Here is a 12,624-nt window from a genome sequence, read left to right on the forward strand (position 1 = left end):
TTATGAAAATTCTAATCGATGAAAATATGCCTTACGCTGAAGCTCTATTTAGTCAGTTAGGTGAGGTTGTACTAAAACCAGGACGTACACTTTCTGCCGATGATTTGGTGGATGTGGATGCTTTGATGATCCGTTCTGTGACCAAAGTAAACGAAGCGTTACTGGAAAAAGCCAATAAGTTGAAATTTGTTGGTACTGCCACCGCTGGCATGGACCATGTAGACCAAGACTTACTTGCCCAACGTGGCATCTTCTTTACCGCAGCCCCAGGCTGTAACAAAGTCGGTGTGGCTGAGTATGTCGTCAGTGTGTTATTGGTGCTGTCTCAGCAACAAGGTTTCTCTATTTTCGATAAAACGGTTGGGATTATCGGTGCTGGTCAAGTGGGTAGCTACTTACAGCAGTGCCTAACAGGGCTCGGCCTGAATGTGCTTATCAATGATCCACCAAAACAAGCGGAAGGGGATACGCGCGAGTTTACGCCGTTGGACACTTTGCTTGAGCAGGCGGATGTCATTACCGTGCACACGCCGATCACCAAAGAGGGTCAATGGCCAACGCATCATATGTTTGATGAAGCGGTGCTTAATCAATTGCGCGGTGATCAGATTTTGATTAATGCGGCACGTGGTCCTATTGTTGATAACAGTGCCTTGAAAGCACGTTTAGCCAAACAAGATGGTTTTACCGCGGCGCTTGATGTGTTTGAGTTTGAACCGCAAGTCGACGTTGAGCTACTGCCGCTGGTGGCCTTTACTACACCGCACGTTGCAGGTTACGGTTTGGAAGGTAAAGCTCGTGGTACCACGATGATCTTCAATAGCTACTGTGAATTTTTAGGGAATGATCTGCGGGCTAATGCCTCTGATTTGTTGCCTGTTGCTCCGATTCCACGTCTGCATTTAGACCGTGAATGGGATGAAGCAACACTCTTTACTCTGACACAAACCATTTATGATGTGCGTAAGGATGACGCGCTATTTAGACGCGAGATACCTAAGCCTGGCGCATTCGATAAAATGCGTAAGCAATACTGGGATAGACGAGAGTATAGCGCGGTGACTCTGGTTGGAGATGACAGTTGCAATTTGTCACCTCTAGCGAAGCTAGGTTTCAATATTGAGGTTAAATAATGAGCCAAGAATTTAACGTTGCCATTTTAGGGGCAACTGGCGCTGTCGGTGAAACCATCATCGAAGTGCTTCAGGAACGTAAGTTTCCATTAGGCGAACTCTTTTTGCTAGCGAGCGAGCGTAGTGAAGGAAAATCATACCGTGTGAATGGCAAAACCATCAGCGTACAAAACGTTGAAGAGTTTGATTGGAGCCAAGCGCATATTGGTCTGTTCTCTGCTGGATCTGAGTTATCGGCACAGTGGGCGCCAATTGCGGCAGAAGCCGGTGTTGTCGTGATCGATAATACCTCACAATTCCGTTACGACTATGATGTTCCGCTGGTTGTGCCAGAAGTGAACCCTCATGCGATTGCAGAGTTTCGTAACCGTAACATCATCGCGAACCCAAACTGTTCAACCATTCAGATGTTGGTGGCTCTAAAACCGATTCAAGATGAAGTGGGTATTGAGCGTATCAACGTGACTACGTACCAATCGGTTTCTGGTGCGGGTAAAGCGGGTATTGATGAACTTGCTGGTCAAACCGCTCGTCTGCTCAATGGTATTCCTGCAGAAAACGAAGTGTTTAGCCAACAGATCGCCTTTAACTGTATTCCACAAATCGACGTATTTATGGATAACGGTTACACCAAAGAAGAGATGAAGATGGTTTGGGAAACCCAAAAAATCTTCAACGATCCAAGTATCATGGTGAACCCAACCTGCGTACGTGTTCCTGTGTTCTACGGTCATGCAGAAGCGGTACACATTGAAACTCGTGCTCCAATCGATGCTGAACAAGTGATTGCTTTGCTCGATGAAATGGAAGGCGTAGAAGTATTCCGTGACCAAGACTTCCCAACCCAAGTCCGTGATGCGGGCGGTAAAGACCACGTTATGGTGGGACGTATCCGTAATGATATTAGCCATCAATGCGGCATTAACATGTGGGTTGTGGCAGATAACGTACGTAAAGGTGCGGCAACTAACGCAGTGCAAATTGCAGAATTGCTTATTCGCGATTACTTATAATTGGTCGATGAGAGTAACACTCTCATCGACTGACATAAAAAAACCACCTTGCGGTGGTTTTTTTATTTTTTCGGTTTGTGTGCGTCTGGGTTACTTTTACAAGAACCATCACCACATTTACCGTATAGGTACAAACTGTGGTTAGTCAGTTGCACGTTGTACATCGACGCAATTTCGCGTTGACGACGTTCGATAATTTCGTCAGAAAATTCGATCACTTCGCCACAATCTAGACAAACTAGATGGTCGTGGTGGTGTTGAGTTGACAGCTCAAAAACCGACTTGCCACCTTCGAAATGGTGACGAGTCACAATACCTGCATCATCAAATTGGTTCAGAACGCGGTATACGGTTGCAAGACCAATCTCTTCGCCGAGGTCTATCAATTTTTTGTACAGCTCTTCAGCGCTAATATGTTGGCACTCAGGTTGCTGTAATACCTCTAAAATCTTAAGCCTTGGAAGGGTTACTTTAAGACCAGCATCCTTTAGCGCTTGGTTATTATCTGACATATAGTTTCCCGTTGATGATCTGCAGTAAATAACAGAAGTCAGTGTTGTCCACATTATAGGTTAGTCACGCTGAACAATAAACCACGAAGTTCAAAGGGTTACTTCAATTTCTCTCAATATTGCGCGCTTTTCTCGCAATATAAAATGCAACCCATTTCGTATATTTCACTGTTGCTGACTAGCAGTTCTCATTTCGAACTAAAGTCTAAGACAACGATTTTCTTAATCAGTTTAATTCACACAACTAAAGAATAACACACTCATTTTATTACATAAAACGAATAGTGTGACATCAGATTTATTTATGATTAAAACTGATTTTTATTTAAGCTAACCGCTCTATTTGCTATATCAATCTATCAATATAGCTTCTATTTAAAACAATTAATTCAGGCTAATCATTGGCTGAAAATAGCTGAACAATCTACACAGTTTAGCAGCTAAGCCTATTTTTTCTTTGGTTCAATATACTCTTTACACAGTTTTATTAGGGCATCTGCTGTTTTTGAGACATAACGATCAGCGTGCCAAATTACACCCAGTGGCCAATCCATCGACGGCACGATAGGTTTTATCAGTACGCCCTCATCCCGAATACGATGACACAAAGGTTCAGGTAAAAACGCCACGCCCACGCCGCTTTTGACCAGTGCCACCAAAAAGTCCCACTGACTGCTCCGGGCTGAAACTTGCGGTGTATATCCAGCTTGTTGACACAATTTATAAATGTAATCACTTAAGGTGAACTCTTCGGTATAGAGATAAAACGGCTCTTCCCTGATGTCTTGCCACGTAATGTGGTCGGTTGCATGCCAACGCTCTGTGTCTGGTAAGATGGCGTGAATTGGGTATTGAGCTAACGGCAATTTCGCCAAGCAGTGATCATGGTGTGAAGTGAGCATAGTGATTGCCATGTCTAAGTCGCCATTGATCAACGCCTGTTCTATCTTACGTCCACCATATTCTACGATGGTCAACTCAACATTGGGGTAGAGCTGACGGTAGCGTCGAATCAATCCTGCGTATAAATGGCCAACCATCGGCGGAATACCTAGGCGTAAGTGCCCACGTTGTAACTCATGCAGATCGACCAACTCCGCGCGTAGCTGATCCATTTGCTCCAGCACTTGCTGGGCTCGTTGATAGACTATCTCTCCAGCATCGGTTAACCAAAACCGACGTCCTTCACGGTGGAGCAAAGGTTGATTTAACTCTTGCTCAAGGTTACGAATCATCTTACTAATCGTCGGTTGAGTGACATACAAGCTTTCCGATGCCCGAGTAAAACTCTGCAATTCAACCAATTTTACGAAATAGCGTAGCGCTTTAATGTCCATAGGAGTGCACTTATTTCAGTTCTGTTGAAGTATTCCATTTTGGCATGGTTTTGATAATAAAAAGTCATTTTGTGATGGTTTTGTGGGTTACTATAATGTGACAAATTTCACAAAATGAGTGTTAACCACGATGAACAAAATAGGAAATGTCGCCTTGACCATCATGCAAGTGGTGTGTCTCTCCGCCATTTGGTTTGCAGCCGATTATCTGGTAAAGCGTTTTCATTTGCCTATCCCAGCCAATCTTACAGGTCTTTTACTACTCTTGATGCTGGTGTTTAGCCGCGTGATCAATGTGGAGTGGTTAAGACGTGGTGCAACGTGGTTATTGGCGGAAATGTTGCTGTTTTTCGTTCCTGCTGTGGTCACCGTTGTGAACTATAAATCTTTGATGGAGCAAGAAGGGCTGCAAATTATCGCAGTACTGTTTATTAGTACGGCGCTGGTCATTGGCGTTACAGCTTGGGTAGTTGACCGTGTTTATCGATTTGAATTGGCGATGTCACGACGTAAAAGTAATCGTCACGCTCAACGGTTAGTAAGAGTAGGGCGTTAAATGATGTTGTGGTCAAATTATGGGGTTGGTTTAGTCTGTTTCGTGATGACTGTTGTGCTCTACTACGTTAGTAAGCAGTTGTATAGTCGAAAGAAAAGTATTTTTTTAATGCCATTGATGCTGGCACCACTGCTGTTGGTTGCTATGGTGATGGTATTCCGTATTCCTTACCAATCTTATATGGAAGATTCCCATTGGCTGATGTGGATGTTAGGCCCAGCTACCGTGGCGTTTGCGATTCCTGTTTACGATAACCGCGAGTTGATTCGCCGCCACTGGTTGTCTTTATCGATTGGTGTCATGGTCTCTGTGATTGTTGCGGTCTCTAGTACGGTGCTTTTGGCGCGTCTGTTTCATTTGCCAGAGCTACTGCAACGCAGTTTAGCAATGCGTTCGATTACTACTCCATTTGCAGTAGAAGCAACCAAATCTGTCGGTGGGCAAAGTGACCTTACCGCGCTGTTTGTGGTACTGACTGGCTTAATTGGTATGGCAATTGGTGAAGTGATTCTTACGGTACTGTCGATTCGTTCGCGTTTAGGTAAAGGGGCCAGCTTAGGTGCTTCTGCACATGGCGCCGGTACGGCAAAAGCTTATCAATTAGGCAGTTCTGAAGGGGTGGTTTCGAGCGTAGTGATGATGATTGCGGGTATGGTGACTGTGCTTTTAGCGCCAACCATTGGTCATATTTTGTGGTAACTCGGTAGGCTGTTCGTCCAGTAATGAATTTTATCCGCCAATAGATATAAAAAATCCCCCAACGTTGGGGGATTTTTGATCTGGTAAAGAAATAATCTTAGTGATTAGTCTTCAAGTTCAGCCAGACACATCTCTTCATATACTTGGCTTACCCAAGCAGAAACACGTTGTTCAGTCAGCTCTGGTTGACGGTCTTCATCGATACATAGACCAACAAAGTGGTTGTCATCAACAAGCGCTTTTGATGCTTCGAATTCGTAGCCTGCAGTTGACCAGTTACCGACGATAGTTGCGCCTTTAGCTTCAACGATATCGCGAACAGTGCCCATAGCGTCACAGAAATATTCTGCGTAGTCTTCTTGGTCACCACAACCGAAAATAGCAACAAGCTTAGTTGAGAAATCAATGGTTTCTAGTTCTGGGAAAAAGTCATCCCAGTCACATTGCGCTTCGCCGTAGTACCAAGTAGGGATACCTAGTAGCAGTAGATCGAAATTATCGATGTCTTCTTTACTGCTTTTTGCGATGTCTTGAACATGAACTAGCTTTTCACCAAGCTTTTTCTGAATCATCTTTGCAACAGCTTCGGTGTTGCCAGTATCACTACCAAAGAAGATACCTACACTTGCCATAGAATCATTACCTTTAAATTGTTATGGGTGAACTCTCTGTGTTAAGTCACTATATCAATTGACCACAGAGTTAACACTCAGTTGCAACAGAACTGAGTTATCCTGTTCAACCTGAAAAAAGAAAGAACTTTATTAATTGACGACTAACAGCTTGTTTTTACGTGTTTCTCTTTGCAACATCAGAGTGCAAAAAGACGTTTGCTTAGCACCAGCAAGGCTGTGGACGATGAAGCCAAATGATAAAGCAAATTCTTACGCCAATTTTTATGGGCGCATAATAACACTGTTAAACGGCAAAGTTAATGTACCAATCGGTCTCTTTCAAGCCGATCAAACGCAAAAGGCGTTTTTATCCTGCAAGTCTTCGTTATGCCGTTAAAAATTTACGAATCGCGCGTAAGACTTCCGCTGGCTTTTCTGAATGTAACCAGTGGCCTGTATTGGCAACAACGTGGGCACGAGCTTGGGGAAACTGCGCTTGAATCTCACTTTGGTATTCGGCGGTGACGTATTCAGACAAACCACCTTTAATAAACAGTGTTGGGATAGAGCAAGGTTCAATGGTGTTCCAGCCCAAAATATCCCAATAGTTTTTTTCCAAAGAGCGAACATTAAAACGCCAATCCATGTATTCGCCATTATTGTAGAGTGACTTGCCAATGAACTGGCGTACACCTTCAATTTCGATATGCTGTGCCAAAAGCGCCATTGCATCGCGGCGGTTGGTGGGTTTTGCATCAATCACGGCATTTAAGCCAGCAAACACATTATCGTGACGACGAGTGGTATAGGCGACAGGTGCCATGTCGAGCACCACCAATTGAATCACCACATCCGGCGCGATTGCAGCAAGTTTCATCGCCGCTTTGCCGCCCATAGAATGGCCGATCACGATCGCTTGATTGATGGCTAAATGATCCAATAACTGTTTGATATCTTGCGCTAAAAGTTCGTAATTGTGCTCATCGCTATGCAATGAAAGTCCATGATTACGCAGATCGATACTGAGTACTTGGTGATCGTTTTTAAGATCGCGAGCCAACAGCCCGAGATTGTCCAAATTACCAAATAATCCGTGGATCAAAACAATGGTGTGACCCTCACCTTCTAGTTTGTAATTGAGAAGAGCTGACATTTTATCTTATTAGTGATTGGTTTAACGTAGAGTCTGAGCGAAGATCTCGCTATAATCCCTCTGAGTTTAAACATTGAGATTGTGAAAAGCGAATGAAAACAATTGAGGTTGATGAGGATCTATACCGTTTTATTGCTAGCCAGACCCTACATATTGGGGAAAGTGCTTCCGATATTTTGCGCCGTTTATTGAACGTGAATGCGCAAAATAGCAGTCGCACTCCAGCTTCCGCTCCTAAAGCAGAAGCCGTCGTGCAGCAACCGGCTATAGTGATGAGTAAGGATGCGGCTCAAGAGAAGAAAGTGGATTGCGTCAAAGAGATGCGTTCTCTATTGATCTCTGACGAGTTTGCAGGTCTTAAAAAGGCCGTCGATCGTTTTATTTTGGTTCTTTCGACTCTGCACCGAATCGATCCAGTCAGTTTCTCCGATGCAATGTCAGTGAAGGGCCGCAAACGCGTTTACTTTGCCGATAATGAGCAAACGCTACTGGCTCATGGTCAAACGACCAAACCTAAATCGATTCCTAATTCACCTTTCTGGGTGATCACTAATAATAACACCAGTCGCAAACAGCAGATGGTTGAGCAGGTGATGTCACTAATGAACTTCCCTGCAGACATTATCGAGAAAGTAACGCATGCAATTTAACTTGCATCGGACACTGGATGGACAAAAAGTCTGATTGAAACCTCATAATAGGCGCTGAAAAGACCGTATTATGGGGTTTTTGTTTGCATTTTTTTATAAGGATGTCATATGGCTATGCACCCTCGAGCAGGGCAAAAAGCGCTTCAAGAGGACCTGAATAATATCCCGGCCCTTGTAGCGAATTACTATCTTCTCCAGCCAGATCCCCACAATCCGCAACATAAAGTGGAATTTGGTACATCTGGTCATCGCGGCAGTTCTGATAAATCCACTTTCAACGAAAAGCATATCCTAGCGATTACGCAAGCCGTCGTGGATGTTCGCGCAGATCAAAACACTACTGGTCCAATGTTTGTGGGTAAAGATACCCATGCACTATCTGAACCTGCGTTCAGTAGCGTAGTGGAAGTCCTGATTGCTAACGGTATCGAAGTCATCGCCCAAGCTCATAATGGCTACACACCAACCCCAGGTGTTTCTCATGCGATTCTGACTTATAACCAGACTCACCAACAAAAAGCCGACGGCATCGTGATTACTCCGTCGCACAACCCACCACAAGATGGCGGCATCAAATATAACCCAGTGCATGGCGGTCCAGCAGAAGCTGAACTGACTCAAGCTGTTCAAGACCGCGCCAATCAATATATCGCGAACCAATTGGAAGGCGTGAAACGCATTTCGATCGTGGAAGCAAAACAGTCACCACTGTTTCGCGAAGTGGATCTTGTCCAACCTTATATCGACGATCTCGTCAATGTCGTGGATATGGAAGCGATCCAAAAAGCGGATTTGAAATTGGGTGTAGATCCACTCGGTGGTAGTGGTATCGATTACTGGCGTCGTATCGGTAAACAATACCAATTGAATTTAACTTTGGTCAGCGAAGCGATTGATCCAAGTTTCCAATTTATGTCACTAGATAAAGATGGCGTGATCCGTATGGACTGTTCATCACCTTATGCGATGGCCGGCTTACTGTCGCTAAAAGATGAATATGATCTAGCGTTTGGCAATGACCCAGATTACGACCGCCACGGTATCGTGACACCAAAAGGTTTGATGAATCCAAACCACTTCCTAGCAGTATGTATCGACTACCTATACCGTCACCGTGAGGGTTGGGCAAAAGATGTGGCTGTAGGTAAAACACTGGTTTCCAGTGCCATGATTGACAAAGTAGTCGCTGACCTTGGTCGTGAGCTGTGTGAAGTGCCTGTTGGCTTCAAATGGTTTGTTGATGGTCTTTATACTGGTCGTTTTGGTTTCGGTGGTGAAGAGAGTGCTGGGGCTTCTTTCTTACGTAAAGATGGTACACCTTGGTCGACCGACAAAGATGGCATTATCTTGTGTCTACTTGCAGCTGAAATTACTGCGGTAACCGGTAAGAATCCTCAACAATATTACGATGAGCTGGCAGCAAAACATGGTGAGTCTCACTATGCTCGTTTGCAAGCAGTTGCTAATGGCCCACAGAAAGATGTGCTGAAAAAGCTCTCCCCAGAGATGGTGTCTGCACAAACTCTAGCGGGTGATCCTATTGTGGCTCGTCTTACTCATGCACCAGGTAACGGCGCAGCAATCGGCGGCTTGAAAGTTGTGACCGATTACGGTTGGTTTGCTGCTCGTCCATCTGGTACCGAAGACATCTATAAAATTTACTGCGAAAGTTTCAAAGGTGAAGAGCACCTGAAACTGATCGAAGCGGAAGCTCAAGCTATTGTAAACCAAGTATTTAAAGACGCTGGTTTATAATATTTGACGTTTTGCTAAGCGAAGCGCAGTAAAGCAAAGTAACGAAAGGGAGACAAATGATTGGTCTCCCTTTTTTATTGTGGAAAATTAGGCCGAGGTATTGTTTGGCCAAGTGTCAGGCACAATAAACCAAAACACGCCAGAGGCGCTTTGGCAGTGGACAAACCCCGCTTCATTACCTTGATATATTGGACTTGCTGCAGATTTCCCAGTGATCCACTGCGGCTTGTCTAATAGATACAGTATTTCACCTATCAAGGCTTGTTGATGTTGGAAACACCAATGGCCGACGATGCGATCAGGATTTAAAGTGATTGCCGAACAATGGGTAGGAACCGGCTCTGGTTCAAACGGGTTGGTATAAAGTCGCCCTTGCATGAGTAAATGTTGGCTAGGGGTGCCAAATTGAGGATAGGCATCAGTAAATTCGACTGTCTGAGAAAAGGGCAGTTGCCGCTCAAGCATGTGTTTTATTTTAATATCTAGCCTGTCTTTGGCATTGGGACCATACCAGTAGCCTTGATACAAGAGATAAAACTTGATCGCCACTTCCCAGTGTTGCCATTCACCCTCCTGTGTTTCCACCACAAAATCGACCGCGCCTAAGGTTTTGCCTTGATGGTTTATCTGTAGCTCTTCTTCTATCGCGACGTAGCGATCACAGTGACGAAATAGCACCGAACAGAGATATTGATAGAGAAAACCAAGGCGTTGGTTACCGGTATACGCCGGTAAATCCTGTGGGCTTGGTTGAGAAAATGGAGAAAAAACTTCAATTGGAACTGAACCGAGCAGAAGTGACGGCGTAGTAATGATCCAATCGGATAATAAACGAAGATTCATGCTGGTTAACCTAAGGGTGTTTCGACAATCGTCCATTAAATTGTTATAACCTCACCATCAACTGGATGCAATGGAACAAACCATGAAAACATTAGAACTTGAGAGCTTGCTCAATGACACTTTGTCCCCTCATCTCATTAAAGATTACTGTCCTAATGGTCTTCAAGTAGAAGGCAAAAATGACATTCAAAAAATTGTTACTGGTGTGACGGCCTCTGCGGCATTAATTGAAAAAGCGATTGAACTGAACGCTGATGCAATCTTAGTTCATCATGGCTACTTTTGGAAAAGTGAGCCTCAAGCGATTCGTGGTATGAAAGGGCGTCGAATTCGCCAATTAATTAAACATGATATCAACTTATTGGCTTACCATTTGCCGCTCGACATTCACCCAAGCCTTGGTAATAACGCTCAATTGGCTCAGCGACTGGGCATTACCTTAGAAGGTGGGTTAGAAGGGCATCCTCAATCGGTAGCTATGTATGGGCGATTGGAAAAGCCGGTGGCAGGCGCTGAGTTTGCAGCGCGTATCGCCAGTGCTCTTAACCGCGAACCAATGCACATCGCCCCTGAAAATGAAGCCAAATTGATTGAAACCGTGGGTCTATGCACCGGTGGTGGACAAGATTTTATTGAACTGGCGGTAGAAAAAGGGCTTGATGCGTTTATATCAGGTGAGATTTCTGAGCGCACCACCTATTCAGCACGTGAGCAAGATATTCATTACTTTGCTGCAGGTCACCACGCTACGGAGCGTTACGGTGTGAAAGCACTTGGTGAGTGGCTTGCGCAAGAGCATGGTTTTGATGTCACCTTTATCGACATCAATAACCCAGTGTGATGAGCTTGCCAAGTGAGCAATAGATGAAATAGAAGAGCGAGACAATGCCTCGCTCTTTTCTTACATCGATGTAACTAAAAACAGCATTAACGTTTTTGCAGTGGTACGAAGTCACGCATGGTTTTACCCGTGTACAGCTGACGAGGACGACCGATACGGTTTCCTGGGTCACTGTGCATTTCGTTCCAGTGCGCAATCCAACCGATAGTGCGAGACATTGCAAAGATCACGGTAAACATTGAGACTGGAATACCAATCGCTTTCAAAATGATGCCTGAGTAGAAATCGACGTTTGGATAAAGTTTCTTGTCGATAAAGTAAGTGTCAGACAGAGCAATACGTTCCAATTCCATTGCCACATCCAACAGTGGATCTTTGATATCCAACTCTTGAAGTACATCGTGACAAGCTTTACGCATGACGGTAGCGCGAGGGTCATAGTTTTTGTAAACACGGTGACCAAAGCCCATCAAACGGAATGGGTCATCTTTATCTTTTGCACGAGCAACATATTCTGGAATTTTTTCAACAGAACCAATCTCTTCCAACATACGCAGACAAGCTTCGTTGGCACCACCATGCGCAGGACCCCAAAGGGAAGCGATCCCTGCGGCGATACAAGCAAATGGGTTTGCACCTGAAGAACCGGCTAAACGTACTGTTGAAGTGGAGGCGTTTTGTTCATGGTCTGCGTGCAGAGTAAAGATTTTATCCATAGCACGAGCCACAATTGGGTTGACTTCGTATTCTTCACAAGGGGTTGCAAACATCATGTGAAGGAAGTTTTCTGCGTAAGTCAGATCGTTACGAGGATAGATAAACGGTTGACCTACTGAGTATTTGTAACACATTGCTGCCAGTGTTGGCATTTTAGACAGTAGACGATACGCCGCAATTTCACGGTGTGAGTCGTTATTGATATCAAGAGAATCATGGTAGAAAGCAGCCAGAGCGCCAACCACACCACACATAATGGCCATTGGGTGAGCGTCACGACGGAAACCATGATAAAAGCTAGCGATCTGTTCGTGAACCATAGTATGACGAGCAACAGTGTATTTGAACTCTTCATATTGTTCGCGAGTAGGGGCTTCGCCGTAAAGCAAGATGAAACAGACTTCGAGGTAATCAGCGTTATTTGCTAACTGATCAATGGGATATCCACGGTGCAGCAGAACACCTTTATCGCCATCGATATAAGTGATTTGAGACTCACAAGATGCAGTGGCAAGAAAACCCGGGTCAAACGTGAAATAGCCGTTTGCACCCAATCCTCGAACATCGATTACTTGGGGACCAATGCTCCCATCCATAATCGGCAGCTCGATTGGCGCTTTTCCTTCGATATGAAGGGTCGCTTTCTTATCTGCCATAACAATCTCCTTTGTTTTTTAAATTATGTAGTCCGTCCAGGATGTTTGTGCCTGAACTATTTACGACCGATCCTAAGTAAAGTCAATTTTTCTAAACTGATGTGTGCACTCACTTTGATTTTTCATAAATAAAACGTTAAAAATC

Annotated in this window: 13 protein-coding genes; 7 read left to right on the forward strand and 6 right to left on the reverse strand. The window is 44.5% G+C overall.

The genetic code is table 11. The annotated features are described in order from the left end of the window. The first annotated feature begins 2 nt into the window (after positions 1-2). Both OCV11_RS04360 and OCV11_RS04365 read left to right on the forward strand, forming a co-directional pair. Complete coding sequence (locus OCV11_RS04360; RefSeq protein ID WP_261895206.1) at positions 3-1,133, forward strand: 4-phosphoerythronate dehydrogenase; 1,131 nt, start codon at positions 3-5, stop codon at positions 1,131-1,133. Next, a complete protein-coding gene (locus tag OCV11_RS04365; protein WP_261895207.1) occupies positions 1,133-2,146 on the forward strand; it encodes an aspartate-semialdehyde dehydrogenase in 1,014 nt (337 codons plus the stop codon). Before OCV11_RS04360 ends, OCV11_RS04365 begins: the two co-directional genes overlap by 1 nt. A 62-nt stretch (positions 2,147-2,208) precedes the next feature. Here the strand turns inward: OCV11_RS04365 and fcrX are convergent, their stop codons facing one another. Further along, positions 2,209-2,658, reverse strand: coding sequence for a ferric iron uptake transcriptional regulator FcrX (fcrX, locus tag OCV11_RS04370; protein WP_261895208.1), 450 nt, complete (start codon positions 2,656-2,658; stop codon positions 2,209-2,211). 446 nt (positions 2,659-3,104) lie between these two features. Beyond that, positions 3,105-3,995 (reverse strand): LysR family transcriptional regulator, encoded by an 891-nt coding sequence (locus OCV11_RS04375; RefSeq protein ID WP_261895209.1) that lies wholly within the window; start codon positions 3,993-3,995, stop codon positions 3,105-3,107. Positions 3,996-4,125: 130 nt separating this feature from the next. Here OCV11_RS04375 and OCV11_RS04380 point away from each other — a divergent pair, with 130 nt between their 5' ends. After that, a complete protein-coding gene (locus tag OCV11_RS04380; protein WP_261895210.1) occupies positions 4,126-4,551 on the forward strand; it encodes a CidA/LrgA family protein in 426 nt (141 codons plus the stop codon). A gap of 3 nt (positions 4,552-4,554) precedes the next feature. After that, positions 4,555-5,250, forward strand: coding sequence for an LrgB family protein (locus OCV11_RS04385; RefSeq protein WP_261896225.1), 696 nt, complete (start codon positions 4,555-4,557; stop codon positions 5,248-5,250). Between the two features lie 104 nt (positions 5,251-5,354). Here OCV11_RS04385 and fldA read toward each other — a convergent pair whose 3' ends face one another. Both fldA and OCV11_RS04395 read right to left on the reverse strand, forming a co-directional pair. After that, a complete protein-coding gene (fldA, locus tag OCV11_RS04390) occupies positions 5,355-5,882 on the reverse strand; it encodes a flavodoxin FldA (RefSeq protein ID WP_261895211.1) in 528 nt (175 codons plus the stop codon). Positions 5,883-6,249: 367 nt separating this feature from the next. Then, on the reverse strand, positions 6,250-7,017 hold the full coding sequence (locus OCV11_RS04395; protein ID WP_261895213.1) for an alpha/beta fold hydrolase: 768 nt from the start codon (positions 7,015-7,017) through the stop codon (positions 6,250-6,252). A gap of 92 nt (positions 7,018-7,109) precedes the next feature. Between OCV11_RS04395 and seqA the strand changes: the two genes are divergently transcribed. Together seqA and pgm are read left to right on the forward strand one after the other, a co-directional pair. Beyond that, positions 7,110-7,667, forward strand: a complete 558-nt coding sequence (gene seqA, locus OCV11_RS04400; protein ID WP_261895215.1) for a replication initiation negative regulator SeqA — start codon at positions 7,110-7,112, stop codon at positions 7,665-7,667. Between the two features lie 108 nt (positions 7,668-7,775). After that, positions 7,776-9,422: a phosphoglucomutase (alpha-D-glucose-1,6-bisphosphate-dependent) gene (gene pgm / locus OCV11_RS04405; protein ID WP_261895216.1), complete on the forward strand. Its 1,647-nt coding sequence runs from the start codon at positions 7,776-7,778 to the stop codon at positions 9,420-9,422. Between the two features lie 87 nt (positions 9,423-9,509). Here pgm and OCV11_RS04410 read toward each other — a convergent pair whose 3' ends face one another. Continuing rightward, the gene (locus OCV11_RS04410; protein WP_261895217.1) at positions 9,510-10,265 is read right to left on the reverse strand and encodes a DUF1853 family protein; all 756 of its coding nucleotides are present in this window, start codon (positions 10,263-10,265) and stop codon (positions 9,510-9,512) included. An 82-nt stretch (positions 10,266-10,347) separates the two neighbouring features. Here OCV11_RS04410 and OCV11_RS04415 point away from each other — a divergent pair, with 82 nt between their 5' ends. Continuing rightward, the gene (locus OCV11_RS04415) at positions 10,348-11,106 is read left to right on the forward strand and encodes a Nif3-like dinuclear metal center hexameric protein (protein WP_261895218.1); all 759 of its coding nucleotides are present in this window, start codon (positions 10,348-10,350) and stop codon (positions 11,104-11,106) included. Positions 11,107-11,192: 86 nt separating this feature from the next. Here OCV11_RS04415 and OCV11_RS04420 read toward each other — a convergent pair whose 3' ends face one another. Beyond that, positions 11,193-12,479: a citrate synthase gene (locus tag OCV11_RS04420; protein ID WP_261895220.1), complete on the reverse strand. Its 1,287-nt coding sequence runs from the start codon at positions 12,477-12,479 to the stop codon at positions 11,193-11,195. Between the last annotated feature and the right edge of the window lie 145 nt (positions 12,480-12,624).

The sequence above is a fragment of the Vibrio porteresiae DSM 19223 genome, from assembly GCF_024347055.1.
GTDB lineage: Bacteria > Pseudomonadota > Gammaproteobacteria > Enterobacterales > Vibrionaceae > Vibrio > Vibrio porteresiae.